Origin of the sequence: Bacillus sp. AFS023182, assembly GCF_002560575.1 — a bacterium.
GTDB classification, from domain to species: domain Bacteria; phylum Bacillota; class Bacilli; order Bacillales; family Bacillaceae_G; genus Bacillus_A; species Bacillus_A arachidis.
On record NZ_NTRO01000087.1, the window covers coordinates 1 to 25,470 of the forward strand.

28 protein-coding genes are annotated in these 25,470 nt (G+C 34.3%); 21 read left to right on the plus strand and 7 right to left on the minus strand.

Translation table 11 applies throughout. From position 1 onward, the window contains the following. Both CN288_RS25545 and CN288_RS25550 read right to left on the minus strand, forming a co-directional pair. A partial coding sequence (locus tag CN288_RS25545; RefSeq protein WP_098303395.1) for an ornithine cyclodeaminase family protein occupies positions 1-699 on the minus strand: 699 nt, incomplete at its 3' end. 55 nt (positions 700-754) lie between these two features. Then, positions 755-2,056: an MFS transporter gene (locus CN288_RS25550; protein WP_098303396.1), complete on the minus strand. Its 1,302-nt coding sequence runs from the start codon at positions 2,054-2,056 to the stop codon at positions 755-757. A gap of 235 nt (positions 2,057-2,291) precedes the next feature. Between CN288_RS25550 and CN288_RS25560 the strand changes: the two genes are divergently transcribed. The 10 genes from CN288_RS25560 (at position 2,292) to CN288_RS25605 (ending at position 11,435) form a co-directional block, all read left to right on the plus strand. Beyond that, positions 2,292-2,762 carry a GNAT family N-acetyltransferase gene (locus CN288_RS25560; RefSeq protein WP_026592872.1) on the plus strand — a complete coding sequence of 157 codons (471 nt, stop codon included), beginning with the start codon at positions 2,292-2,294 and terminating at the stop codon, positions 2,760-2,762. An 81-nt stretch (positions 2,763-2,843) separates the two neighbouring features. Continuing rightward, entirely contained in the window at positions 2,844-3,413 is a 570-nt protein-coding gene (locus CN288_RS25565; protein WP_026592873.1) for a histidine phosphatase family protein, read from the plus strand. 230 nt (positions 3,414-3,643) lie between these two features. Continuing rightward, the gene (locus CN288_RS25570) at positions 3,644-4,681 is read left to right on the plus strand and encodes an NAD-dependent epimerase/dehydratase family protein (RefSeq protein WP_098303397.1); all 1,038 of its coding nucleotides are present in this window, start codon (positions 3,644-3,646) and stop codon (positions 4,679-4,681) included. 272 nt (positions 4,682-4,953) lie between these two features. After that, positions 4,954-5,772, plus strand: coding sequence for a MerR family transcriptional regulator (locus CN288_RS25575; protein WP_098303398.1), 819 nt, complete (start codon positions 4,954-4,956; stop codon positions 5,770-5,772). Positions 5,773-6,016: 244 nt separating this feature from the next. Beyond that, positions 6,017-6,358, plus strand: coding sequence for a PadR family transcriptional regulator (locus tag CN288_RS25580; RefSeq protein WP_098303399.1), 342 nt, complete (start codon positions 6,017-6,019; stop codon positions 6,356-6,358). Beyond that, positions 6,355-6,879, plus strand: a complete 525-nt coding sequence (locus CN288_RS25585; RefSeq protein ID WP_098303400.1) for a hypothetical protein — start codon at positions 6,355-6,357, stop codon at positions 6,877-6,879. The genes CN288_RS25580 and CN288_RS25585 overlap by 4 nt, the downstream gene beginning before the upstream one ends. Continuing rightward, positions 6,876-8,345 (plus strand): serine hydrolase domain-containing protein, encoded by a 1,470-nt coding sequence (locus CN288_RS25590; protein ID WP_098303401.1) that lies wholly within the window; start codon positions 6,876-6,878, stop codon positions 8,343-8,345. Before CN288_RS25585 ends, CN288_RS25590 begins: the two co-directional genes overlap by 4 nt. 31 nt (positions 8,346-8,376) lie before the next feature. After that, positions 8,377-8,844: an NUDIX hydrolase gene (locus CN288_RS25595; RefSeq protein ID WP_026592879.1), complete on the plus strand. Its 468-nt coding sequence runs from the start codon at positions 8,377-8,379 to the stop codon at positions 8,842-8,844. Positions 8,845-9,014: 170 nt separating this feature from the next. Continuing rightward, positions 9,015-9,998: a DUF4003 domain-containing protein gene (locus tag CN288_RS25600; RefSeq protein ID WP_098303402.1), complete on the plus strand. Its 984-nt coding sequence runs from the start codon at positions 9,015-9,017 to the stop codon at positions 9,996-9,998. A 333-nt stretch (positions 9,999-10,331) separates the two neighbouring features. Beyond that, positions 10,332-11,435, plus strand: coding sequence for a lipocalin-like domain-containing protein (locus tag CN288_RS25605; RefSeq protein ID WP_026592881.1), 1,104 nt, complete (start codon positions 10,332-10,334; stop codon positions 11,433-11,435). Positions 11,436-11,915: 480 nt separating this feature from the next. Here CN288_RS25605 and tet read toward each other — a convergent pair whose 3' ends face one another. Then, a complete protein-coding gene (gene tet, locus CN288_RS25610) occupies positions 11,916-13,889 on the minus strand; it encodes a tetracycline resistance ribosomal protection protein (RefSeq protein ID WP_090690119.1) in 1,974 nt (657 codons plus the stop codon). Between the two features lie 604 nt (positions 13,890-14,493). Between tet and CN288_RS25620 the strand changes: the two genes are divergently transcribed. Genes CN288_RS25620 through CN288_RS25630 form a run of 3 tightly spaced genes read left to right on the plus strand, consistent with a single transcriptional unit; the run spans position 14,494 to position 15,923 of the window. Further along, on the plus strand, positions 14,494-14,922 hold the full coding sequence (locus tag CN288_RS25620) for a MarR family winged helix-turn-helix transcriptional regulator (RefSeq protein WP_090690115.1): 429 nt from the start codon (positions 14,494-14,496) through the stop codon (positions 14,920-14,922). Positions 14,923-14,952: 30 nt separating this feature from the next. Continuing rightward, positions 14,953-15,591, plus strand: coding sequence for a nitroreductase family protein (locus CN288_RS25625; protein ID WP_090690111.1), 639 nt, complete (start codon positions 14,953-14,955; stop codon positions 15,589-15,591). A 38-nt stretch (positions 15,592-15,629) separates the two neighbouring features. After that, positions 15,630-15,923, plus strand: coding sequence for a putative quinol monooxygenase (locus CN288_RS25630; protein ID WP_026592885.1), 294 nt, complete (start codon positions 15,630-15,632; stop codon positions 15,921-15,923). Positions 15,924-15,970: 47 nt separating this feature from the next. On the opposite strand, the gene CN288_RS25635 is transcribed toward CN288_RS25630, so the two are convergent. Genes CN288_RS25635 through CN288_RS25645 form a run of 3 tightly spaced genes read right to left on the minus strand, consistent with a single transcriptional unit; the run spans position 15,971 to position 19,138 of the window. After that, positions 15,971-17,074 carry a DUF4018 domain-containing protein gene (locus tag CN288_RS25635; protein WP_090690107.1) on the minus strand — a complete coding sequence of 368 codons (1,104 nt, stop codon included), beginning with the start codon at positions 17,072-17,074 and terminating at the stop codon, positions 15,971-15,973. Then, positions 17,049-18,212 carry a DUF58 domain-containing protein gene (locus CN288_RS25640; protein ID WP_098303403.1) on the minus strand — a complete coding sequence of 388 codons (1,164 nt, stop codon included), beginning with the start codon at positions 18,210-18,212 and terminating at the stop codon, positions 17,049-17,051. The genes CN288_RS25635 and CN288_RS25640 overlap by 26 nt, the downstream gene beginning before the upstream one ends. After that, positions 18,209-19,138, minus strand: coding sequence for an AAA family ATPase (locus tag CN288_RS25645; protein WP_098303404.1), 930 nt, complete (start codon positions 19,136-19,138; stop codon positions 18,209-18,211). The genes CN288_RS25640 and CN288_RS25645 overlap by 4 nt, the downstream gene beginning before the upstream one ends. Before the next feature lie 216 nt (positions 19,139-19,354). Between CN288_RS25645 and CN288_RS25650 the strand changes: the two genes are divergently transcribed. Continuing rightward, positions 19,355-19,672 carry a PadR family transcriptional regulator gene (locus tag CN288_RS25650; RefSeq protein WP_098303405.1) on the plus strand — a complete coding sequence of 106 codons (318 nt, stop codon included), beginning with the start codon at positions 19,355-19,357 and terminating at the stop codon, positions 19,670-19,672. Between the two features lie 7 nt (positions 19,673-19,679). Next, complete coding sequence (locus CN288_RS25655) at positions 19,680-20,213, plus strand: DUF2812 domain-containing protein (RefSeq protein ID WP_090690098.1); 534 nt, start codon at positions 19,680-19,682, stop codon at positions 20,211-20,213. Positions 20,214-20,468: 255 nt separating this feature from the next. Here CN288_RS25655 and CN288_RS25660 read toward each other — a convergent pair whose 3' ends face one another. Beyond that, entirely contained in the window at positions 20,469-20,714 is a 246-nt protein-coding gene (locus tag CN288_RS25660) for a hypothetical protein (protein ID WP_026592891.1), read from the minus strand. Positions 20,715-21,028: 314 nt separating this feature from the next. On the opposite strand from CN288_RS25660, the gene CN288_RS25665 reads away from it, so the two are divergent. The 6 genes from CN288_RS25665 to CN288_RS25690 all read left to right on the plus strand — a co-directional run bounded on the left by CN288_RS25665 (position 21,029) and on the right by CN288_RS25690 (position 25,390). Further along, positions 21,029-21,412 carry a VOC family protein gene (locus CN288_RS25665; protein ID WP_098303406.1) on the plus strand — a complete coding sequence of 128 codons (384 nt, stop codon included), beginning with the start codon at positions 21,029-21,031 and terminating at the stop codon, positions 21,410-21,412. A gap of 14 nt (positions 21,413-21,426) precedes the next feature. After that, positions 21,427-21,969, plus strand: a complete 543-nt coding sequence (locus CN288_RS25670) for a GNAT family N-acetyltransferase (RefSeq protein ID WP_026592893.1) — start codon at positions 21,427-21,429, stop codon at positions 21,967-21,969. A gap of 4 nt (positions 21,970-21,973) precedes the next feature. Beyond that, positions 21,974-22,552 (plus strand): kinase, encoded by a 579-nt coding sequence (locus CN288_RS25675; RefSeq protein ID WP_026592894.1) that lies wholly within the window; start codon positions 21,974-21,976, stop codon positions 22,550-22,552. A 174-nt stretch (positions 22,553-22,726) separates the two neighbouring features. After that, the gene (locus CN288_RS25680) at positions 22,727-23,230 is read left to right on the plus strand and encodes a GNAT family N-acetyltransferase (protein ID WP_090690091.1); all 504 of its coding nucleotides are present in this window, start codon (positions 22,727-22,729) and stop codon (positions 23,228-23,230) included. Between the two features lie 293 nt (positions 23,231-23,523). Continuing rightward, positions 23,524-24,423, plus strand: a complete 900-nt coding sequence (locus tag CN288_RS25685) for a phosphotransferase enzyme family protein (RefSeq protein WP_098303407.1) — start codon at positions 23,524-23,526, stop codon at positions 24,421-24,423. Positions 24,424-24,742: 319 nt separating this feature from the next. Then, positions 24,743-25,390 (plus strand): alpha/beta family hydrolase, encoded by a 648-nt coding sequence (locus tag CN288_RS25690; RefSeq protein ID WP_026592897.1) that lies wholly within the window; start codon positions 24,743-24,745, stop codon positions 25,388-25,390. Positions 25,391-25,470 lie beyond the last annotated feature (80 nt).

Genomic DNA, 25,470 nt, shown 5'->3' on the forward strand with positions numbered 1-25,470 from the left:
TTCTTGCATATGAGGTTGATAAGAACCAATTCCATTAATATGAGTACCGCGTTTTAAGTGTTTTCCATCAAACACAGGTGTAGTGGAAGTTGTACTACAAATTACAATATCAGCCATTGCGACAGCATCGTCAGCTGATTCTATAATTTCAATGGTTTCGTTCCAATTTGGATATAAGGAGAGTAAATGATTCTTAAACTCAATTGCTTTTTGTATTGTACGATTCACGAGAAGAATACGATTTAAAGATCGAACTTCCATAACAGCTTGTATTTGTCCGAGTGCTTGAGCGCCGCAGCCAATGACAACGCATACACGAGCATCTTGACGAGCGAAATGTTCGGTTGCAATACCGCTCATTGCTCCTGTACGAAGTGTTGTTAAATAGGAGGCCTCAATTGTTGCGACATGATTACCAGTATTTGTTTCTGTTAAAACAATTAAGCTTTGTAGTGCTTTTTTTCCTTTCTGTGTATTTTGAGGAAAGATACTAACAATTTTTGTAGATGCAAATTCGATTGGAGCTACGTAAGAGGGCATATAAAGGGAGTTCGCCTCTTCTTGAGAATGCTGTATATTCAGCCTTACTGGTGTTGTAATTTCATTGTTCATATAATACTGGAATGCCTTTTCTACATCTTGTAAGCAATCTTTCATTTTATAAATGTCTTTAACCATTTCTTCTGTAATATGAATCATTTAAACCATCCTCCTTTTTAATAGAAAAGGGGGAGTTGAGAATCCCCCCGACTGACTATGCTTGTATATCTTGATTTTGTATGTTCTCTGCGACCTGTTTCGTTGAAACGGCAGCGATGGCAATTAAAGAAATACAGCAAGTAAGCACAATATATAAAGCGACTGGAATCCAAGAATTGTTGTACACATTCATTAAATAAGCAGCAATCATCGGAGCTGTCCCGCCAGCAAGTGCAGCGCCTAATTGATAACCTAACGTAACCCCCGTATAGCGTACTTGAGTGGAGAAAATTTCAGAGAATAATGTACCTAATACAGCTGTTACAGGTGCCCATAAAACCCCTAAGCCAATAACAGTTGCGATAATGATAGAAAAAGTAGTTCCTTGGTTTAATAGTAGAAAATATGGAAAAGCATATAAGAGAATCGCAATGGTACCCCATATGTACATTTTCTTTCTTCCAATGGAATCTGAAAGTTTTCCCATAATTGGAATCATAATAGTAGTAATGAGCATAGCAATGGTAACAGCGTTTAAAACAGTTGTATTCGGTAATTTCAGCTGTGATGTACCATAGGAAACAATGAATGTTGAGAAAATATAGAAGGGAGCTGTTTCAGCTACCTTTGTTCCTGTGGCGATTAGTACGGATTTCCAGTGATCACGTAATGTGTCGGCAATAGGTAGTTTTGAAATATTTCCACTTTCTTTTGCCTTTTTGAAATCGGGTGTTTCATCTAATCCATTTCGAATCCATAACCCTATGAATACCAATATTGCACTTAAAATAAATGGAATTCGCCATCCCCACGTCACAAAATTATCACCAGAAATCATTGTCATAAAGGAGATTGCAGCAGTTCCGAGTAACATTCCAATTGTTACACCTGTTTGTGGAATGCTACCGAAAAGTCCCTTTTTATCCTTCGGTGCATATTCGACTGCTAATAGTAAAGCGCCGCCCCATTCACCGCCAATTCCTAATCCTTGAATAATTCTTAGTAATATTAAAAGAATAGGAGCTAGTATACCGATAGTTTCATATGAAGGAAGTAAGCCAATACATACTGTCGCCCCTCCCATAAGAGAGAGAGTTAACACAAGTGTCTTCTTTCTTCCAATTTTATCACCAATATGACTGAAAATAATGCCTCCAAGCGGGCGAATGAAAAAAGGAATACCAAACGAAAGATAGGAAAGCATGAGTGCGACAAGGGGATCCTCGTTTACAAAAAATAATTTGTTAAATACAAGTGCGGCGGCAGTTCCGTATAAGAAGAAATCAAACCATTCGATTGAACTACCAATTAAACTAGCTATGAGTGCTTTTTTCTGAATAGAGCTTTGTTGGTTCATTTGTTCACCTCTTTTGTAATTTTAATATTCTAATTATTAAAAATATTTTATATAAAATGTTTTTATATGTCAAAGTTTTAAGAGGAAGAGGAGTTGTTGTTATAAGTAGCAAATATTATAAAGTGATGTTTTTCATTAGAATGGAAAGGGCCAATGTAACAGTAGATATTTGTATTTACCTAATAATCAGAAGTATAAATAAGACAGAAACTAATAGGATGAGAGGAAGAGCGAAATGAAAGTCAGACACATTCGAGAGGGAGATTATGTAACGATTCATTCCGTCCTTAATGAGTGGTGGGGCGGAAGAAATATGGCTGATATGTTACCAAAACTTTTCTTTGTTCATTTTCGAGAAACAAGTTTTATTATTGAACAGGACGGAGAGACGCTAGGGTTTTTATGTGGATTTTTCTCACAAACATATACCGATGAAGCATATGTTCATTTTATTGGAGTAAATCCAAAGCATCGAAGAAAGGGCATAGCTTCTACACTATACTCATATTTTTTCGATGCAGCTCGCGCAAATAATCGTCATATCGCAAAAGCGGTAACTTCTCCAGTAAATAAAAAATCAATTCAATTTCATCAGGATATTGGATTTGAAATTGAAACAGGTGATGGAGAAGTGGATGGGGTATCTGTACATACAAATTATGATGGGAATGGAGGGAGTAGGGTATTGTTTGTGAAGAGGCTATAAAGTGAAACTTTAATCAGTGGAGGTCTTACTGTCCGCGAATAGCGGGATAAATAACGAAAAACTATGTAAAGGAGGAGTATTATGAAAACTTTCATTTACATGGTGAGACATGGCGAATCACCAAAAACAGAAGAAAATGAAAGAACAAGAGGCTTAACTGAAAAAGGGAAATTAGATACTTATCGAATAACTGATATATTACAAGGGGAGGGTATTGAGGTATTTGTTTCAAGCCCATACCATCGATCCGTCCTAACGATTCAGGGATTAGCTAAACACTTAGGGCAAGAAGTTTTCGTATTTGAAGACTTAAAAGAGAGAATTTTTTCTGCGGAAGATAAGCGAATGCCTGATAAGGAATTATTTTCTTTGTTAAAAAAGTCATTTTCTGATCCAAACTTCGCTTTAAAGGGAGGAGAGTCTAATGCAGCTTGTCAAAAACGAGCTATAAAAGTTTTAAAAGAATTATTAAAGACTTATCAAGGGCAAAAAATAGTATTAGGCACTCATGGAGCTGTTATGGCTTTAATGATGGGGTATTATGACAGTCAGTACGATTTAGATTTTTTACTACAAACATCAAAACCAGATATATATAGAATGGAATTCAATGGTGAGGAATTGGTGGGGGTTAAAAGGTTGTGGAAATAAAGTGAAACGTAAAGGTCTCCCCTTACCAAGGGGGGACTTTTTAGGATGAAGTTTATAAGTAATGTTGTCCTCAAAAAAGCACTTCACTGAACAAAAGTAACAACATTTGTTTACAGTGCATAAAAAAATATTATTAATTTTTCGTCATCCCCGTAACTTTTTAAGTAGGAAAATCGTTAAATTAAATGAATGCTAATTTTATAGATTATAAAAATGGATGGGGGAAAATTATGAAGGTCCTTATATTAGGAGGTACTCGTTTTTTAGGAAGAGCGTTAGTAGAAGAAGCATTGAAAAGAGGGCATGAAGTCACCTTATTTAATCGTGGTACGAATCAGGATGTATTTCCTGAAGTCGAGCAACTAATCGGTAATAGAGACAGTGATGTATCAGTCTTAGAAAATCGAAAATGGGATGTTGTAATGGACACATGTGGATTTGCTCCTCATCAAATTAAAAAAATCGCTGCTGTACTTGGAGACAACATCGAACATTATACTTTTGTATCAAGTATCTCTACTTATAAAGACTGGATTCCATTTCATATTAAGGAAGGCTATCATTTACAGTCTATTCCGCCTACTGAAAAGTTGAAAGCGGTTGAGAATGGGGAAATATCACCTTATGAGTATTATGGAGCATTGAAAGTTTTATGTGAGGAAGAAGCAGAAAAACATTGGCCTGGGCGAGTTTTGCATATAAGAGCAGGGCTTCTTGTTGGACCATTTGACTATTCAGATCGACTCCCGTACTGGGTTCAGCGTGTAGCACAAGGTGGAAAAGTAATGGTGCCGGGGCGTTCAGATCGTCCTGTTCAATTGATTGACGTAAAAGATGTAGCAACGTGGGCGTTCGATATGACAGAAAACAGAAAAGTAGGCAAGTTTAATGTAACAGGACCGAATGATGAATTGACGATTGAAGACCTATTAAATACTTGTAAAGCAGTAACAAACAGCGATGCTGAATTTGTATGGGTAGAAGAGCAATTTCTATTGGAAAGTCAAGTGCAGCCCTGGACGGAGATGCCTTTATGGATTCCTGAATCTTTCCCGTTAGAAGGAGAAACAGAACCGTGGAAAGGTGGCTTTTTCATTAGTATAGAAAAAGCTGTTAACGCTGGTCTTTCTTTTAGACCTATTGAAGAGACCATATATGATGTGTATCAATGGGAGAAATCGAGAGAAGATATAGAGCGAAAAGCAGGTATATTAAGAGGAAGAGAGCAGGAATTGCTAGAAGCTTGGTTTCAAAAAGGGAAATTGTGATGAGGGAATATGTATCAAACAGAGGAGAGTGAATTTAGGTAATCGTCATTCCTAAAATTAGGAGTTCCGAAAATTCGAAATCCTCGTGTAATGAAAATTAGATTTAAAAAATCCACTTTTGCCCCTTCCTAAAATTAGGCGGGGTTTTACATGTTTCGGGGAATATAATTTTGATTGGATATTAATTGTAAATGCTTTACGATTATAGTAAGGTCTCTCCTAAAGAGAGAGTCAACGATAATGTAAGAAAAAATATAAAGGGAGTGATTAGGGTGGAAAACTTATTTTCCATTGGGGAAGTAGCTAAAATAAAGGACATTACAATCAAAGCGTTAAGATATTATCATAAAATGGGAATTCTCATTCCGAAATATATTGATGAATCGACAGGTTATAGATATTATTCCATAGATCAATTTATTCATATAGACATTATAAAAAGCTGTAGAGAGTTACACACAAGTATAGTAGAACTTCAAGAGATTTTTAAGGACTGTGATACTGATACACTACTACAATTTTTACAATTAAAAAGAAATGAAGCAGAAGACAATATAAATAAAATGCAAGAAATTATCAAAACCATTGATAGCTTAAATATGAAGGTAAAGAATTCTAAGGATATATTACATGATGATGAAATATCCATTAAGTTCTTTGAAGAGCGTCACATAATTGTAGCACCATGTAAAGAAGTAGGAAGTTTAAAGGAGTTACTTTCTTATTCAGACTTAGAAAAAATCATTCATGATACAGAAGAGAAAATGTCAATGGAAAGAGGAATCATATATAAGGTTAATTCAGAGTGGACTGTAGAGCCAAGGTATGTTTTTAGTAGATTTCAAGGGAATTCCAATATAGAAGCTGGACAAAATATAAAAATATTACCAAAGGGAAAGTATTTAACATTCGCTTATAGCAAGGAAAATGAAGAGGAACGGAGAAATAAAATCATTAAATATGTAAAAGAAAATAATTTGAAAGTTAAAAGTTTTGTAGAAGTGGAGTTACTTAATGATGTCTTTAATACAGAATCTTATAGTTGTCAAATTCAAATCTTTATAGAAAATGATGAATTAGTTGACTATTAGGATAGTCGAGATGAATCGTATCATAAGTAAATTGGAAGGATTCTTATGAAAATTTTATACTTAGTTAGCAAGATTAACTCCATTTTAATCAAACTTTATTTAAAATGGAGTTTTTGCGTTGGTTAATAAAGAAGGGGATGGGACTTCATTTTAATCAAGTTTTAATTCAATATTATATAAAGAAAAGTAAAAAAATTCTAAATATATACTTGAATGAAGTATATATTTTTGTTAAATTTATCCTATGGATAGAACAAGTTTAATTAAAGGTCATTTAGAGATGTGTGTGTTATCTATTTTGTCAAAGGGAAAAAGCTATGGATATGAAATTATGAAGGAGTTAGAAAAACATAATTTAAAACTGAAAGGAGTAGGAAGCATTTATCCGATTTTGACTAAGCTTAAAGATCAAGAATGGGTTCATACTTACCGTGAAATGACAGAAAGTGGTAAAGTTAGGGTTTATTATGAAATCAATGAAAAGGGGAAAGTGTATCTTCAGAAAAAAATCAACGAGTGGTTGGAATTACAACAGGATATAAAATCCCTACTGCAAAGTGATTTGAAGGGAGAGCATTTGGAATGAACATAAATTTGACCAAGGAAGAAAAACAGTTTGTAAAAGAAGTTTTGGAAGAATTAAAACAATATCAAGTCAGTTCAAAGAACAGAAGAATCATTAGGCAGCAGCTTTTAGAGCATATACAAGAATGTCGTGAACACGGTCAAGATAGTCTAAAAGATTTAGGAGATACAACAACATTTGTTAAAGACTTTTTAGAAATGAACGGAATAGATCTTCATTCTGAAATCAAACAGATACGAAAATCCAAAAATAGAACAGGAATTGTATTTGTGATTGGATTCCTTACTTCAATTGTTACTTACCTCATCTCACAACTCATACTATCTATGTTTTTAACAGAATCATTTAACCCACTGCATACTAATAATGCGTTTGACTATAATGTTTTGTATCACATAGCAGATAATTCTTGGTGGAATTCCTTACTAATGATTACTAGCATTTCAATTTCCTTACTAATCTCTACGTTGGTAGTGTTTCGTATCCGAAAAATAAATGTTAGTAGGCGAAACTTTATATGAACCTACTAAAATTCATTATAATTTTAATTTGTTTAGTATTTAATGCAGGCACTTTATTCCTATCAGCCTCAAAAGTCTCCGCAGAACAAGATATGAAAGATACTATAGACAACTATGTAGCAGCTTTTTTAAAAGAACATCGAATTCCAGGTGCTTCGATCGCTATTATTCATGAAAATGATTTGTTTTATTCTAAAGCATGGGGGGTAACGGGAGAAACTGAGGAAACAGTGACGACTACAACTCCCTTTACTATAGGATCGATAAGTAAATCATTAACAGGTTTAGCCATAATGAAATTAATTGAAGAAGGTACCGTTAACCTAGAAGATCCAGTCAAAAAATATATTCCGTGGTTTACACTGAAAGATAAAGAAGCAGCTTCCAAAATAACAATTAAACATTTACTTACCCATTCAAGTGGGATTAGTACTTATTCGGGTTTAGCAATATCAGACAAAGAATCTGATGGGCTCAACGCTATAAAAGATAATGTGGAAAGTCTATCAAATGTTGCGCTTACCGCTCTACCTGGAGAAAAGCATCAATATAGTGATGCGAATTTCTTAATTCTTGGTGCTCTTATTGAAGAAGTTACCAATCAAACGTATTCTGACTACATGAAGCAGGAGATTTTTTTACCATTAGGTATGAAGAATGCAGCAGCTGATAATGATACTGCATATAAAAAAGGATATCTTGCTGGTTATCAATCATGGTTTGGGATTCCTAGAAAAAGTTCGGTAACATATGATAATGGGGGAGTACCGTATGGGTACATAACGGCAAGTGCAGAAGATATGGTTCAATACATCAAATTCCTTAGTGGACAAGAGAATGACAATTTTTTAACTGAAAATACTATGAATCTTTATGTATCACCTCATATTCAAACTGGTGAAAACCGTTTCTATAGCCTAGGACTAAGAATTACAAATCCAGATTCTGAGGAGAAAATGATATGGCATTCAGGCTCAACCCCTGATTCGCATGCTGAAATGTTTTTTATACCGAAAACAGGTTGGGGCGGCGTGATTCTCACCAATAAAAATCATATTCTGGAAGAAGAGGCGCTTTTCTATTTGAAGCAAGGTATTATAAATTTAATAAATGGAGATGAACCTGTTGATATTCCTTCAAATACTCCTATTGTTCAATTAATTACAATTGGGGTAATATGTTTACTTTTTCTAATGCTTGTTTATCTGTTCGTAAAGATGAGATCAAAAAAAGTTCGTAAAAGAAGCATATGGTACATTTACGGTATCATTTTCTTGGTGCTATCTATTGCGATAATCCCGGGATTAACCTATATTACGGATTCTCCATGGCATGCGATTTATGTGTTTTCTCCAGATTTAGCTTATTTATCAATTGGAGTAGTTATCTTGTTTGCTCTTAATGGATTGTTTTCTATCATGATTGCTTATAAACAAAATTTGCAAGTGAAGTATTTTAGCGGTTAAATATTAAATCATATAAAGGGGATACAGAATAATGGATCTTACATTCAAACTAGAAAAATCGTGTTTCAACTATCGAGTTGGTGCGATATGTAAACATAATAATAAAATATTAATGATTCAAAATGAAGGAGAAGACTTTTGGTATGTACCGGGCGGACGTGTACAAATGCTTGAGAGCAGCGAAGCGGCGGTGAAGAGGGAACTGAAAGAAGAGCTAGGAGTAGATGTTGATGTGAAAAGGATGTTATGGATGGTCGAAAATTTCTTTACATATGATGAACATCAATTTCATGAAATTAGCTTTTACTATGAAGTGAACTTACTTGAGTTGCCTGGAAAAGGAAAGGATTCTTTTATTTTTGAAGAAAGCGGAAGAAGATATATATTTCAATGGGTGCTAGTAGAACGAATAAGTGAATATAACTTGAAACCGGATTTTCTAAAGGATAAAGTGAATGAGTTGCCTATTCATATGGAACATCTTGTTAAGAATGAATAAAAAGAGATAGAAAGATGGAAATTGGGACTTTATTTATAATTTAAAGGAGATTATAGAAAATATACTAAGGAAAGTATAAGGTTCCAAAATATGTATTGTAAATGATATTCCTAAATATAGAGTTATAGTATGATAGAAGAGAAGTACAAAAGGAACATAGGGGGATTGCTATGATCACATTACAGCAGAAACTGGAGCAATACACACATATATATGCACAGTTAAAAGGGGAATTAAAGTGGAAAACGAGTGATTCTCGGACAGGAATGATGATTGCCGCTATGTATACAGGTAGCGATAAACCGTTTGATCTTGGACGTTTTTTAGAAATTAGTAGTTATATTAAGGATCAGGTAGGGATGTTTTCATACTTAAAGTCCTATCATCGTTTTGTGGTTGCGGCAACATTAGATATTCACTTTACGCATTACAAAAAAGCCTTTCAGCAGTTTCTAGACATATATGAACGTTTGGTCGCTGGCGGCTTTAGCCGGAGTATATTTACTTATCTCGCAGCAGCAGCGCTTTTACCAGAAGAAAGTGGGCAGCATGACACACGCATTCAGCGGTCGATGCAAGTATATAAACGCATGAAAGAGGATCATTTCTTTCTTACAAGTGCAAATGATTATCCGCTCGCTGTTTTGCTAGCGGGACAATCAGAGAAAGTAGAGACACTTATGGACCGGGTGGAACGTCTCTATCAGAAGCTGGCGGCAGCTGGCTTACGTAAAGGGAATGATCTTCAATTTTTAAGTCATATTCTTTCACTAAAAAAGGATGTCAGTGAAGATATGTTAGTCGCACAGTGCACAAACATATGGAATTTGCTAAAGCAAGAAAAGGTAAAAGTGAAACAGATGCATTATCCGGCTGCCGGACTACTAGCGTTGCTTGAGGATGGAGAGAAAGAGGTTCATTCTATTCGAGCATTCATTGAAAAATTGCAGGGAGACAAATTATTTCGCTGGCATACGGATGCAAATATTCTTATTGCAATCCAACTGTTCGTGAGTCAGAAAGGTGCGGAAAGTCAAGCTGCCAACACAGGTTTGCAAACAATGATAGAGGTCCTCATACAGGCGCAGCAGGCAGCTATGCTAGCAGCAATTACTGCTTCCTCTGCAGCAACCTCTGCTAGCAGTGGTTCATAACATGCAATGTGCGGCATGAACTTTTTCAAAAAGGGTTACATAGATTAATATTTAATTCAAAAGTCGCTTGTCTGCTGACTAGCGACTTCTTAGTCTATGTTAAATTAATGAGGTAAGCGTCAAATATTCCCCACCTACTATTTGTAAATAGCCAATTTTATGCCGCATTAACGGATAGTAACACTCCCACCTCAAAATTCAGCGGAAGCAAAGAAGTTAGGTGGGAGATGAACTGTCCGTAAAAGCCCGATTGGTGAGGGCTGATTAAAGTTTCTCTTTATTACAATCATCAGTTTTCGGTCGTTAGCACATTACAAAATGGAGGTTGTTAAAATGAGTGTAAACGTAGAACAAGTTAGATTGGCAAATGATGAGGAAACTTATAGGAAATTAAATATTCATCCTACAGAACCGCAGCCAAAAGAGGATGGCATGCGCACAGATGGAAGGGAGAGTTCTTTTGAGTGGTGGTATACTGATGCCGAATTTGAGGACGGAACAACTGTGGTGACTACCTTTTACACCAAAAACCACTTTGATGTTCTTGGACCAGCATGGCCTACAGTCCAAATTGATATTACATATCCTGATGGCACCAAAATCCTTATGTCTTCTCAAGAGGCTAAAGGCAGCAGGCTTAACGCTAAAAAAGATATTTGTGATGTCAATATCAACAAATCCTACCTCAAATATCAAGATGGACAATATGTCCTTCATTTTGAAGAAGGGTATATTAAATATCATGCTGTAATGACGTCAAAATTACCGATGTGGCGTCCAAACACCGGTCATTGGTTCTACGGAGACCGAGATGAGCACTTCTTTGCATGGTTTATTGCTCAACCATCCGCGACAATCGAAGCTACTTTGACTATTGGTGATAAAATGATTCAATTAAATGGGACTGGTTACCATGATCATAACTGGGGCAATATTGGCATGGAGAAATTGATGAATCATTGGTATTGGGGAAGAGCTAAAGTGGATGGTTTTGACATCATTGCTTGCGACATTATTGCTGAGAAGAATTATAACTACAAAAGGTTGCCTGTGTTTATGTTAGCCAAAGATGGAAAAATAATATCGGACGATCAATCTCTTACTAAAATTCAGAGAGAAGATATTATAGAACATCCTGAAACTAAAAAGTTTATGGATAACCATTTAATATACCTTCAACCTATTTCAAGTTTTGAGTCTTACACAGTAGAATTTATTAGAAATAGGGATATTGTTTCAATAAGTTTATTAGACAATTTGGATTCTACTCAGGCTTTGATAGCCAAAAAATCAGGAGCTAACCCAACCTATACTCGTATCTTAGGGGATGTTCAACTAACTCATGAATTGAATGGTGTGAAAAAAATTTATAAAGCTGAGGGTTTATGGGATCAAATGTTCTTCGGGAATAATAAATATGCTATCATCAACAATTAGCTAAGAGACAATTAATAGCTTCACTTTTCACTCATAATGTGTGAAAGATCAGATTGTTTACAAAACCTTGTTTTTCGAGCTTATCTGGATAGAGCGCTCTTTTTATTTCCTGTTTGTGAAGTTTCGGAATACGAGTTGAAAGCATATTGGTGTCTACTATTATGCCAGTCATACTATGGGGATAGTTTCCGAAGATGAAGTATTAAATTTCTGTGATGTTGTCGATGAATGGATAGTAATTGGTTTTCAAGTATAATTTGATAATAAATTCTCTACTTAGTTACGATACTTTAAACGCCCCGATAAAAGTGTCATATTGCTCGTGAAATACTAGAGAAAAGGAGAATCTAAGGAATTAAACTTTCTTTAGATTCTCTTTTTTTATTTTCTATGCTCAAGTTGATAAATTTGTTTTCTTTTAACAAATCAATATAAAAGGAGGTTGATTATGGGAACAACAGAGCATGCTAGTATTTTCACTTAATAAGCACGAAGCACATGCAATAAATAATCTTTTCGATTCAGTGGATTATAGTCTACTCGTTTTCGCGACGGGAATTTTGAGTCGATTTTACTATATCCACAAGATCTAGCGATAAAGACACCTTCACCTTCCGTAAAAGAATGTAGTATGCGCTTAAAATTCTCCGTTTGGGCCATCGGCAGAGTTCCTGTTAAACAAAAGGATTCGTTATGAAGTACAGGTTCTGTAAAAGCTGCATGTATAGCTGATAATTTATACATTGCTGTGCTAATTGAATGCGCTGGTACCGTTAATTCAAACTCATTTACTGGTTCATATACATTGGTCCCGGCTTGCTTTAAAGCATCCATTAAGACAAGTGGTGTTAGTTTTCTAAAATCACCAGCTGTCGTTACTGGACTTGCATAGCCGGTATGCGTTAATGTTACGACGATATCAGTGACTTCCCATCCATATAAGCCTTGTTTTAACGTTTGGAATACAGTGTCTTCAATGGCTTTATGAAATGCTAAAGGCAATGAGCCAAGCTCGACTTCTAAGTTATAAGTGATACCAGAACCTGGTGCACCACGTTTAATGTGAAAGCCAATCGTTGCATAGAATGGGTTATTGTTTTCACCCATGATTTCTACAGCATTTCCGGCTCCAATTGGTTTTTCTATACATACAATTCTTGTATTTGAAAAAGAAACCTCTAAATTATATTTTTCCTGTAAAGTTGTTTCAATCACTTCTTTTTGAACTTCACCAAACAGCCGAATATAGATTTGATTGTGAATGTCATCTTTCATTACTTTTATAAGAGGATCTTCTTCGGATAGTTCTACGAGTGCTTGATATAGGGTATGTTTTTTCCCTTTTGGCCGCGCTTCAATTGCAGCTTCCATTTGAGGTTCTGCAAAGTGAATGTCTTTCACTTTATCTGACCATTCACCTATTACATCACCGATTCTAATGTTGCAAAGCCCCCATACCTTACAAAATTCTCCTGTGCCAACAATAGGGGATTGAACAGCATTTCCATTATGAAATATATGAAGCTTTTTTATTTTTTCTTTGTGTGAAGTGGTGTTTACGTCACTTTGTTTTCGATTGATATTAATATATTTTCTTACTTGTAAACAGCCGGAGAATATCCGTACGTATGCAATTTTTTCTCCAGAAGATTCCCTTTCAATTTTAAAAACAACTCCTGATAAAATTTCATCTCGGTTATTGTTTGAAACATTCTGTGGAATCATTTTTGAAACACCTTCAAGTAATTCGGGGATACCCATACCCGTCATCGCTGAACCGAAAAAGATTGGATATACATTTGCATGCTGAATCTGATCCCAAAATTCATCTCGTAAAGTGTCTTCATGTAATACTTCGCCATTTACATAGGATTCAATTAACGATTCATTATGTGATGCTAGAAGTTCAATATACTCATCATATACAGCAGCATGTACTTCGTTTTGAATGATACACGCATCTTTTGTCCCCTCATTTTTCACTTTATATAGTGGGAGTACTTGATTAGTAAGCATATCCCGTATTTGTTGGATTACTTTAGTAGTTTGCGCACCACTCCGATCAATTTTATTGACGAATAGTATGGTCGGAATGCCTAGTTTCTGCAGAGTTTTCATTAAAATTTTGGTTTGTGCCTGAATACCTTCTACCGCAGATATTACTAAGATAGCTCCATCTAGAACGCCAAAAGATCGCTCTACTTCAGCAATAAAATCAGCATGACCTGGTGTATCAATTACATTTACTTTGAGATCATTTATAAAAAATGAAACGACAGCCGCTTTAATAGTAATTCCACGTTGTTTTTCTAACTCCATCGAATCTGTTAGTGTACTTCCTTTATCTACTTGACCCATTTCCTGAATTACATTGGTAGTATAAAGAATACGCTCAGTCAAACTCGTCTTTCCAGCGTCTACATGCGCTACAATTCCTATATTTATTGTTTTCATATGTTAAAATCCTCATTTCGTTTTTCATGTTCATGTCCTCATTTCTTTTAGTAATAAATTGCCGCATTACAATCACTCTCCAGTCTTGTATGATATTTCTATTATAAGGAATTTTTTGTAATTTGTAACATGATGAAGTATTAAATTTTGGGAGAAAACAGGTGGTAAGACACTTGACTCAAGGTTTAGAGAAAATCACTACCAAGTAAAAGCTAGATTGTTGAAGGATGATAATCAGTAGGAGATGAAGAGGTGCGATATGCGGTAGATTATTTAACAACTCTTTTGTTTGTGCTGGTGGCTATACTGTGGCTGCACTCCAAACGGAACGTCGCATAAAAGCAGTAGCGAAGTTAACAGAGTTCTTTGGTGAAAATCTGTAATAAGTAAGAAAGTTGCAGTCGTTTTCCAATTTTATTATAGGGAAACGGCTTTATATTGTTCATGGAGGTTATGGTAAAAGGGAAGAGGTTTTATTTTTTTATGTCAGCCAAAAATAAAAAAACAAAATAGTTGCTTAAAATTTTAATTGGGTATATTATTTGATATATCAATTATTGATGTATCAAATAATTATATGTTGCCTTTGCAAAGGAGGAGTAAATTGACCAATTCATGTTCAAAGGAAGCGATTATTTTATATAAAATACACTTTCTTAATAAAGAAGTAAGTTCGAAGTTTGAAGGTTGTACAGGTATGAGTCAATCTAGGCTGGAGCTTATACTTCAGTTATATGAGGTTGATGAAATTAGTCAAAAAGAACTTCAACAAGAAGTGAATATTGATCATGCTGCAATTACAAGGCATTTAAAACAGCTTGAAGCAAATGGAATGATTACAAGACGTAAAAATCCAGATGATAATAGGGTTACTTTAGTTTCTCTTACGAAAGATGGACGAAATAAAATTCATGCCTTTCAAGAAGAGAAAGAGCGTTTTGCAGCGACTACGCTAAAAGGGTTAAGTGAAGAAGAGCGCGATAACCTTTTAAATATGCTAAATCGCATTGAAGAAAACATACAAGAAGTCTAAATATAAAATGGAAAAAGGGAGATTACATCTATGAGTAACGTAACAAAAACAAATGATTTTACAGAAATTTTAACAGGACGTCGTTCGATTCGTAAGTACGATACAACTGTGAAAATTAGTAAAGAAGAAATGACAGAAATTTTAACAGAGGCAACGCTTGCTCCATCTTCAGTTAATATGCAGCCTTGGCGTTTTCTTGTGATTGATAGTGAAGAAGGGAAAGCAACACTTGCGCCGCTTGCGAAATTTAATCAACTTCAAGTAGAAACTTCATCAGCAATGATCGCTGTATTTGGTGATTTACAAAACTTTGATAATGCGGAAGAGATTTATGGTACAGCAGTAGAACGTGGGCTTATGCCAGCTGAAGTAAAAGAAGATCAAATGCAAAAGCTTTCTGCGTATTTCTCTACAGTTTCACCAGAAGTAATGAAAGATACAGTATTAATTGATGGTGGTCTTGTTTCAATGCAACTTATGTTGACTGCACGTGCATATGGATATGACACATGTCCAATTGGCGGTTTTGAAAAAGACAAAATTGCAGAAGCTTTCGGATTAGATAAAGACCGTTATGTACCAGTTATGCTAATTTCAATTGGGAAAGCAGCCGATAGTGGATATCAATCAGTTCGTCTGTCAATCGATAAAGTTGCCCAGTGGAAGTAATTTTGAAAAAATTCGTAGAAGATGAAAGGGGAAGCACTTTGATTATCATTCACGCAGTATTTCAAGTAGATTCAGCAAAACAACAAGCATTTGTAGAAGAAATTAGGCCGCTCATTCATGCTTCAAGAGAAGAAAGTGGTAACGTATCATATGATTTATATAAAGATACTGAAAAAGAAAGTGCATATACAATGGTAGAGGTTTGGCAAGATGCAGAAGCAGTCGCTAGCCATAATGCAAGTGGACACTTTACTTCTTTTGTTAAAAAGGCGAATCAGTTTTTAACTGCTCCGTTAGATATTCAGGTTTATGATGGACAACGAGTAAAATAAGAAACACCCCCTCGATTACTCTAAAATAGAGTTGTCGAGGAGGTGTTTTATTTTTTCTTCTTTTTTAACGTCTTTTGATAGGCGTAAAGTTTATTTACTTCTTCTTTAAATTGCCGGAAGAGTTCAGTATTTTCCTGGTCAGCATACCGTACAGCATTGTATGTCTCTATAATTATATCGAATTGAATAGAGGCACCTTCTTCTCTTTGAATTCGCTCCATCCATGCGTCAATCGTTTCACCACGATTTCTGTTTAAAGGTGGTTTTAATTTCTTTTCTAGTTTGAATATTTCTTTGCGAATGGCGTTCGTTGGTGGGCGCGTCATTCGGGTTGTTTTTTGCAATATACCTTCTTCTTGAATAACTGTACCAGAGTTATAAAAGGATATATTCCCAAGGTGAAAGGATTTTCTCTTTTTGTACAGCTTCCAAATTACAAATGCAGCAATGATTCCAATGATCGAAGCAGTAACGGATTGAGCAACAAAGGCATCGTATGGGTGATCGGATTCTGGAAGTTCTGGACTCGTTCCACCTAACTTTTCTATTGCTTCTGTAGCATCATTTGGATTTGTAATAGATAATAATGCTTCGATACCATAGCCAAAACCAAGTGCTACCCAGTAGAAAAGATACGAGAGTACGATACGTATATACGGAATAAATAAGAAGAATAGAAGACTGACTATTCCAATTGCTGTGATAGATACAAAACGAATTGTTTTTTGATCTTTATTATAACTAGTAATCCAAAGTGACAGTAGAATAAATAAAGCGAATAAGCCTAGTACCCATAGAGAAGGTAACTTCATTAAATGAAGAAAATAAGAAACAATGAACCATAAAAAGGCACCTAGCATTTTATGGTATGCTGTTATGTCATCCCGTGCATGTACGATGTAAAAGAAGAACGGGAGTAAGATAGAGCTAACGATAGAAAAGATAGAAAATACGTAACAAAGTATAACTTGTAGAATAAATAGTAAAATGAAAGCTCTTCGCTTATTGGTCTTCATTTTATGAATGGGAATCGTACAAAGAAAGCTAATGATTAAAAATAGGATGATGGGAATTGTTCTTTCTTGCTCCGTCAATAGAGAAAGAAGGAGTAGAAGAAGAAAATCATTAACGTAATGGAGCCATGTTTTCAAGTTGTTCCACCATCCCTTCATCCGTAATCAGATACGTTTGTTGTTTCATATTTGGTACATCTTCTTTTCGTATTCCTATAAAGAATAGGATGGAAGAACGTTCTTTTTTTCTATCTAAATAGTGAAGGAAGCCTTCACGTGAAAGCAATGTACTGTCCTCGGAAATACGGGCCAGCTCTTCTAACGCTTTTGCGTAGTGTAAGTGCCCCTCATTTAATGAAAGGTATAAAGGGCCATCTTCCGTAAAGATACTAACAAACAATTCAAAAGGAATCTGTTTCTCTGTTGCAAACTGACACAAATAAGAGGTGTAAGAAATTAAATCTTCAATGTTTTCTCTCCAGCCAATTCCACGATCTGCTCCTAAGTAAAGGGATAATGTCCAACTATAATTTTTTATTGCTTCATATTGTTTTGCTTGTAAAGATTGTATTTTAGCAGACGCTTTCCAATGAATACTTCGAAAAGATTCTCTCTCATATTTCTTTATCCCAATAATAGAAGATTCATCATGGAAATAAGAAAAATTTGTTTTATAAGTACCTATTGCTAATTGATGTATCTCTTGTAACCCTGCAACACGTTTTAAAGTAGGATAAACGATAATTTCAGTCTTCAATTTATCTACAGTAGGCAGATGAACTTGAATGATATGAAATGGATCACCTATAATACATTCAAATTGCTCAATTTTAAAAACCCCTCGCTTTGTAGCTATAAACGGTAATTCCCATCTCTGTTCTGACTTTGCAGGCTGTGAAAAGCGAAAAGAAAATAACGTTTTAGATATTTGCTCAACGCCAGTTGTCTGATTTGGTATTAAGGTTGGATTGATATGTAAAAAGCAAGTGCCATTCACTAAAGGAAGTTTAGCTTTGTTTTGTAAATGAATTGATAAACTGCCTGTTTCATCAGGAAATAAGCGTGTTGTTTGTTTTTTATCGATAATTTGAAAATGCTTATCTATGTATGCTGTATAACGATAAATAAAATAAGCAAATAAATAATAAAACAAAAATGGGACAACTAAATATGAATTTGTTACATAGAACGCTAAAAACAAAGCAACCGGAATTGTTAGTTTAATAATGTGGTGCTGGAAAAATAATGGAACGGTTACAATACGTGTATAATTCATGATTGCTCAATCTCCACAGGAACGTCTACTTCCGTTAAAATAATTTCAATTAACTTCTGTTTCGTCGTGCGCAGAGCACCTTCCATTGATAAAATAAGACGATGTTTCCATACGTAAGGAAGTAAGAATTGTATATCTTCAGGCGTACAGTATTCACGACCATGTAAATAGGCTAGTGCTTGTATCGCTCTAACTAAGGCAAGTGTTGCACGTGGACTCACACCGTTGGCGATATAATCATGATTTCGTGTAGCATTAGCAAGTTGAATGATATAGTGTTCTAACGATTCGGATACGTATATTTCTTTTACTTTTTGTTGCATTTGTAAAATATCTTCTAAAGTGATAACAGAACGAATGTTATCTAAAGGTCTGTCATTTCGAAAACGGCGCATCATTTTTAGTTCGTCTTCTGGGGAAGGATAGCCAATTGAAATGGTCATTAAAAAACGATCTAGCTGTGCATCAGGAAGCGGGAAAGTCCCTTGTGATTCAATTGGATTTTGCGTCGCAATGACAAAGAACGGTTTAGGAAGGGGCGTAGATTGCTTTTCGAGTGTGACTTGGCGCTCTTCCATTGCTTCTAATAAACTAGATTGTGTTCTAGGCATAGCTCGGTTTATTTCATCTGCTAGCAATATATTTGTCATGACTGGCCCGAACCTTAATTCAAATTCACTCGTTTTAGGATTAAAGTATTCAATTCCTGTTACGTCGCTCGGAAGCACATCAGGAGTGAACTGAACACGAGAAAAATCGCCACCAATACTTTTTGCAATTGTTTTCGCTAGTAATGTCTTTCCTGTTCCAGGTACATCTTCAAGTAATATATGACCATCCGCAAGTAATGAAACCAGGAGTAAATCAACCACGTTTTCTTTTCCGACAAAAACAGAACTTATATTTTCTTTTAATTTATTTATCATATGTATCACCCTTTCAAAAAGTAGACAAGTGTATTTGTTATATTTTAACAAATTTTTCTGAAAATTAATATAATAATATTTTTGTATAGAATAAATATAAAATTTTAAAAACCCCCTCGTTTTTAGTTGTATTTATTTGGAATACGATATACAATATCGATATACGATGTATCGTGTGTCGATATATCATGTGACGATGTATCGGAGGTAGGTATAATGAGTGTGAAAGCACAGAAATATGTTCCATTAACAGAGGCAACGTATTATATTTTGTTGTCACTAGTAGAGCCTATGCATGGCTATGGGATTATGCAAATGGTGGAAGAAATGACGAATGGGGAAGTAAAACTTGGACCTGGTACGTTATATGGAAACACGACAAAGCTTTTGAAAGAAAAACTAATTGTTGAAATAGCATCTACAGATAGAAAGAAATGTTACGTGTTAACCCCATTTGGTAGAGAAGTGTTAGAACTTGAATTTAAAAGGTTACAACGTTCTGTTCAAAATGGGGAAAATATTCTAGGGGAGTGAAGACAGTATGGAGATTAAGAAGACATTAAAATTTTTTGCGGCGTGGAATCTAGAAAAAGAAGAGGCGTATTTAAGAAAAATGCACCAAAAGGGCTGGGCATTCCAAAACTACAATTTTATGTATACATTTAAGAAAACGGAGCCGAAAGATGTTGTTTATAAAGCGGATTTCAAACTAGACAATCGAAACTCACAAATGAATCAAAAAGAATACATTGAAATCTATGAGATATCTGGCTGGAAGCATGTCACAAGCTTTACGAAATGGCACTATTTTTCTAAAGAAGTAACGGATGATAATGAATTACCTGATATTTATTCTGAGAAAGAAACAAAGATTGAAAAACTTATGGATTTAATGAGATTTTTTGCACCTACCTTGGTCATTATGATACTAGGGGTGTATTTGAATTACTTAGGGCCTTCGGTCAATAGTCCTATTTGGATAAAACTTATTCTAGGGATTTGCGTGTGTATAGATGTATATGTATTAATAAGGTTATTTTGGAAGATACGAGAATTAAAAAAGGAAGTTTTGTAAAGGACGTAATTTGTTTCATTTCATTATATAAAGATAAGAAACTCAGTCAAGAATTGGCAGGATAAATAGACGAGTTAGTTGAGAAACAGGAAAAACAAGTGGAAGAGGCATATAGTCAATTTCAAGGGAAGGTAAAAAAGCATTATGAAGAGATGAGTGAACGGTTAAAAGCGAGTAATTGATAGATAATCCAAAAGGTAATGAGATTTTTAGGTTACCTTTTGGATCGTTAAGGACGAATCAAGTTTTCAAGTGTTAAAATGATTGGTTTTGCGCAGGTTTGATAAACTGTTCTGGGTTCTCCACAAGCCCACATACTGCACATTGGACACGATATGAAGGTCCTTGATATGCCATATGAAAAGCATTCATTGTTTCGTTTGTGTATTCTTCTTCAACTTGTCCTGTTTGTGGATTTAATTTTACTGGTTTTACTTGTTGCTCAAGAATATTAAAGCGAGTGCGGTTTGTTTTACAACTTGGGCAAAGCATTGGTTCCATATGTATACACCTCCATTTGTAGCATTTCTTTATATGGGAAAATTTATTCAAAAGCAGCTATGTTTCATGATTTCTGTCAAAAAGTTTCTCAATATGAATTGTTGAATATTATATTTAAAATTCAGAAAATATAAAATATAATAAATGTATGAACTGGTTATGTCCAAACCAATCTCCTGTTTTATGCCAATATGTTTGAGACCGAGAAATCGGTCTTCTTTTTTTTTGTTTATTATTATGAATACTGGAATGTAAACAAGGTTTTCTACATCCTTTGTCGAATTTTTAGAAGAGAATTTGAAAGGGAGATTACAATGAATTTAAAAATGAAATATGTCATTTTGTATGTAGAGCGATATGAAGAGTGTCTTCGATTTTATAAAGATATTTTAACCTTACCAATAAAGGGTGAACATGATACATACATTGAATTTGATACTGGAACGACGATTTTAGCGTTGAATAGTAGAGAGGATGTACGGGAGTTAACTGGGTTATCGATTCCGAATGGTGCATTAGAATCTTCTAATTTTGAACTTGGATTTGTTGTGGAGGATGTGAAAGAAACAATTTCGGAATTAAGAGAACAAGGTGTAAAAGTATTGGTGGAGCCAATCACGAAACCATGGGGACAAACGATTGCTTATGTGTCAGACCCAGGTGGTAATTATATTGAAATTTGCAGCTCATTAGAGTAGAGGGAGAAAAGGGAATGGGGTTTCCAATTTTAGAAACAGAACGTTTAAAATTACGAGAACTCACATTGTTAGACACTGAAACAATGTTTGATTACTTTGAAAAAGAATCTGTTATCCGTTATTTTGGAATGGAGTCTTTCCAAACTATGGAACAAGTGAAAAATATGATTCAGACATTTAGAAAAAGATATGAAGAAGGGAATGTCATTCGCTGGGGGATTGAATTAAAAGGAACGAATCAATTGATTGGCACATGCGGATTTCATTTAATCAATCCAAATCATAAAAGAGCTGAAATTGGCTATGAATTAGATGATACATATTGGGGAAAAGGCTATGCATCTGAGGCAATACAAGCAATTCTTACATATGGATTTGAAACACTGCAGCTAATAAGGATTGCAGCAGTTGTTTATACAGAAAATGAAGCTTCACATCGATTACTGAAAAGAGCTGGTTTTCAGGAAGAAGGATTACTTCGAAAATATATGATTCAAAGTGGTGTTGCTCATGATACTATAATCTATTCGTTACTAAAAGAAGAGTGGCGAGGATAGTATTTTGAAAAAATTAATAGAACTCATTTCAAAAAATATAAGTAATCGATTTATCTTAGGAATAGATGGTTTAAGTCGTTCGGGGAAAACAACATTGGTAAAGCAGCTAGAAGACGAATTGAAACAAAAAGGTATTCCGTTTCATATTTTTCATATCGATGATCATATTGTAGAGCGTAGTAAGCGCTATGATACTGGATATGAAGAGTGGTATGAGTATTATCAATTACAATGGGATGTTCAATGGTTGCAAGAGCAGTTATTTCAAAAAATAAAGATGGAAAATCAGCTAAACCTTCCGTTCTATAATCATCAAACGGATTCGTGTGAAATGAGAGAGGTAATCATGCCGAATCCTTGTGTGATCGTAATTGAAGGAGTCTTTCTTCAGCGGAAAGAGTGGCGAGAGTACTTTGATTATATAGTGTATTTAGATTGCCCGCGGGAACAAAGATTTCTTCGTGAACATGAAGAAACACAAAAGAATCTTCTAAAGTTTGAACATAGATATTGGAAAGCAGAGGATTTTTATTTGAAAGTGGAAAGGCCGCAGCAAAATGTTGATTTAATTTTAAAAGGATAGAGCTAATGCTTGTCAATGTAGGAATGAGAATTTTAGTACATTTTTAGCCTAATAATGCTAGTTCTTTCGTTTTAGAGGACAAGAATTTTCAAAGTCCTTAATTTAAAGAAGCTGATTTACATATGTCGAATTATTTATTGTTATGGCAAATTAGTTAAAGTGAGGTTATATTCCATGATTCGACTCATTATGGAAAGAGATGCAGAACCCTTTTTAAAATTGTGCAGAAAGATTGATGAAGAAACGGAATTCATGTTATTTGAGGAAGGGGAAAGAGCTACTACAATTGAACAGCAACAAAATATTATCAAAAAAATATCTCAATCTTCTAATTCAGCTATTTTTGTTGCTGAGATTGAAAATAAATTAGTAGGATATTTGATGGCAATTGGTAGTAAACCTAAAAGAATTAGACATAGTGTTTATATTGTTGCTGGTGTAACACGTGAAAATAGTGGAAAAGGAATTGGAACCCAATTATTTAAAGAACTTGAAAATTGGGCAAAAACGATTGGTGTAATTAGATTAGAATTGACAGTAAGGATAAATAATACATCAGCAATTTCTTTATATAAGAAATTAGGTTATGAGATTGAGGGAACAAAAAGAGCCGCTTGTATTATGGATGGAAACTTAGTTGATAGTTATTACATGTCTAAGATTTTGAAATACACGTAAGACGAAACTTTTCTTAACATTTATTTTTTGTTTTGAAGAACCTCTCACTTTTTATTGATGGTGATGAGATAAAGTTAAATAACCGACATCATTATTTACGAATCATAAAGTTGTTTCTGTAATGCTTAAAGAAAAGAATGTTCTATTTCACTGGACTACATGTTAGTAGAAAAACAAGAAACTGTGTTATTAAACTAACGATGCAGGTTAGTAAATGAAGAGACAAAGAAATTACTATGCTACTGTTTAAATACAAGCGTTCTCGTAAATTGAGAGTTTAAGGGGAAAACAGGATGTTAGAAAATCGTGTTAGATTGAATGGAGGATTTAATAACGACGTATTTTATATTAAAGAGAAAGAAAGGGTAGTTAGAATTTCTGAAAAGGATAAAACAAAGGAGATGATTTTACAAGAAATAGAGTGGATGAATTTTTTATATGAAAAAGGTGTACTTGTACCTAAGCCAGTAATTCCTTTAGGGTGTGAGGAAGAACGAGTTAAAACATATTTTGAATTTATTAAGGGTGATCAAATTGATGTTACAAACAAATCCCACTGGAATGAAAAGGTTTTTAAAAAACTCGGTAAAAATTTAGGAAGAATGCATGCACTATCCAAAGATTTTAAATTAAAAGCAATACAACGTCCAGAATGGAAAGTTGAAAATCCTGATGTCTTTAATCTTGGAAGAAAGTTAGATCCATGGATTAAAGAGAAATATGAAGAGTTGGTGCATAGTCTAACTTCATATATTATTACTCCTGATACTTTCGGACTTATTCATAATGACTACCATCAAGGAAACTTAATTATTGATGAGGAAGGTCGTATAACTACAATTGATTTTGATGAATGCTCATTTAATTGGTATGCTCAAGATATTGCAGTAGCTTTCTATCATGCTTATTGGCAACATAGCTCCTTCAATGGCAATACACATTCTTTTTGTGATATATTTATGAGTAATTTTTTTGCAGGATATAAAACAGAAAATACGCTTCATAAGGATATAATGATTCAAATTCCTATTTTCTTAAAAATAAGAGAGATTTATTTGTATCAATTATTCATAAAAAAATGGGATATGAATAATTTAGAAGAATGGCAAGCATACACCTTACATAGCTTAAAAGATAAAATCAAGAATCAAGTACCATATGCAGGTATTAATGATTTTTCTATTTTTTTATAGGATGTCTCGACATGTACAGTACATTTTATTAATGCACTAACGAGTGCTTTTATTAAACGAGCAACCACTACACTAAATTAAAGAATATTTCAATATTTGATTAATTAATAAAAAGGAAGTATTAGGGAGGAGCTGGAAATATATAATATCCAAGTAAAGTGTACGATACTTTTCGAATGCGTTCTTGGAATTGCAGCCATTACGAATACTAGATTGATGGATACGTTAGAAAAATTTCAAATTGAATGAGGAGAGATCGGGTAATCAGTAATAGGGAAATTTATATTATGGTATTATAAAAATTTCGGAGGGGAAAATGATGAAAGGAAAGAAAAAGGAGATACAAACAAACGACAAGGTGATTCGTTATACACATATAGAAATGGGTTCCAAAACGATTTGCTTTATGTTTTCAGGTTCAGGTTACAATTACGATAAACCCTTGTTCTATTATTCGACGATGTTAATGCTCCAAAATAAAATCGATATTGTCCATATTCATTACTCTTATGATGAGCAAACAATGAAAAAAACGATTGAAGAAATAACAAAAATAATGATGGATGATATTAACCCTGTGATTTTTGATGTTTTAAAAAATGGGCAATACAACAATTCGATTTTTTTAGGAAAATCACTTGGAACAATTCCAATTGCGAATGACTTAATGAAGAGAGATGAATTCTTAAAGTCAAAAATGATTTTATTCACTCCTTTAATAAATTTTGATTCGGTTTTTGACTCAATCTTGAATAGTCAACATGAAGGGCTTTTAGTGATCGGGGATAAAGACCATTATTACAATGCGAATCAAATTGACCAATTAAGTAAATCAAATGTAACGATTGATGTTATCCAAAATGTAAACCATTCCTTAAATGTTGGAGAATTTGAAACAACAAATTCAATTTTAGCTTTATCAAGGGTAATGGAAAAACTCCAAGAAACTGTTAGGACAAATTCGTGACAAAATGATATTCATGTGGGTGTTAATTTAAGTGCTAAAATAAGTTTAAAAAGAGGTGCTAATTGGTCATATCCCCGTCA

What these genes read in the sequence shown, in the direction of transcription:
- CN288_RS25605 (WP_026592881.1), top strand. Translation starts at nt 10,332, where the DNA reads ATGAGTGTAAACGTAGAACAAGTTAGATTGGCAAATGATGAGGAAACT.
- CN288_RS25560 (WP_026592872.1), top strand. Translation starts at nt 2,292, where the DNA reads ATGAAAGTCAGACACATTCGAGAGGGAGATTATGTAACGATTCATTCC.
- CN288_RS25590 (WP_098303401.1), top strand. Translation starts at nt 6,876, where the DNA reads ATGAACCTACTAAAATTCATTATAATTTTAATTTGTTTAGTATTTAAT.
- CN288_RS25585 (WP_098303400.1), top strand. Translation starts at nt 6,355, where the DNA reads ATGAACATAAATTTGACCAAGGAAGAAAAACAGTTTGTAAAAGAAGTT.
- CN288_RS25580 (WP_098303399.1), top strand. Translation starts at nt 6,017, where the DNA reads ATGGATAGAACAAGTTTAATTAAAGGTCATTTAGAGATGTGTGTGTTA.
- CN288_RS25670 (WP_026592893.1), top strand. Translation starts at nt 21,427, where the DNA reads ATGGGGTTTCCAATTTTAGAAACAGAACGTTTAAAATTACGAGAACTC.
- CN288_RS25640 (WP_098303403.1), bottom strand. Translation starts at nt 18,212, where the DNA reads ATGAATTATACACGTATTGTAACCGTTCCATTATTTTTCCAGCACCAC.
- CN288_RS25625 (WP_090690111.1), top strand. Translation starts at nt 14,953, where the DNA reads ATGAGTAACGTAACAAAAACAAATGATTTTACAGAAATTTTAACAGGA.
- CN288_RS25680 (WP_090690091.1), top strand. Translation starts at nt 22,727, where the DNA reads ATGATTCGACTCATTATGGAAAGAGATGCAGAACCCTTTTTAAAATTG.
- CN288_RS25550 (WP_098303396.1), bottom strand. Translation starts at nt 2,056, where the DNA reads ATGAACCAACAAAGCTCTATTCAGAAAAAAGCACTCATAGCTAGTTTA.
- CN288_RS25570 (WP_098303397.1), top strand. Translation starts at nt 3,644, where the DNA reads ATGAAGGTCCTTATATTAGGAGGTACTCGTTTTTTAGGAAGAGCGTTA.
- CN288_RS25595 (WP_026592879.1), top strand. Translation starts at nt 8,377, where the DNA reads ATGGATCTTACATTCAAACTAGAAAAATCGTGTTTCAACTATCGAGTT.
- tet (WP_090690119.1), bottom strand. Translation starts at nt 13,889, where the DNA reads ATGAAAACAATAAATATAGGAATTGTAGCGCATGTAGACGCTGGAAAG.
- CN288_RS25665 (WP_098303406.1), top strand. Translation starts at nt 21,029, where the DNA reads ATGAATTTAAAAATGAAATATGTCATTTTGTATGTAGAGCGATATGAA.
- CN288_RS25645 (WP_098303404.1), bottom strand. Translation starts at nt 19,138, where the DNA reads ATGATAAATAAATTAAAAGAAAATATAAGTTCTGTTTTTGTCGGAAAA.
- CN288_RS25565 (WP_026592873.1), top strand. Translation starts at nt 2,844, where the DNA reads ATGAAAACTTTCATTTACATGGTGAGACATGGCGAATCACCAAAAACA.
- CN288_RS25650 (WP_098303405.1), top strand. Translation starts at nt 19,355, where the DNA reads ATGAGTGTGAAAGCACAGAAATATGTTCCATTAACAGAGGCAACGTAT.
- CN288_RS25690 (WP_026592897.1), top strand. Translation starts at nt 24,743, where the DNA reads ATGAAAGGAAAGAAAAAGGAGATACAAACAAACGACAAGGTGATTCGT.
- CN288_RS25600 (WP_098303402.1), top strand. Translation starts at nt 9,015, where the DNA reads ATGATCACATTACAGCAGAAACTGGAGCAATACACACATATATATGCA.
- CN288_RS25655 (WP_090690098.1), top strand. Translation starts at nt 19,680, where the DNA reads ATGGAGATTAAGAAGACATTAAAATTTTTTGCGGCGTGGAATCTAGAA.
- CN288_RS25660 (WP_026592891.1), bottom strand. Translation starts at nt 20,714, where the DNA reads ATGGAACCAATGCTTTGCCCAAGTTGTAAAACAAACCGCACTCGCTTT.
- CN288_RS25685 (WP_098303407.1), top strand. Translation starts at nt 23,524, where the DNA reads ATGTTAGAAAATCGTGTTAGATTGAATGGAGGATTTAATAACGACGTA.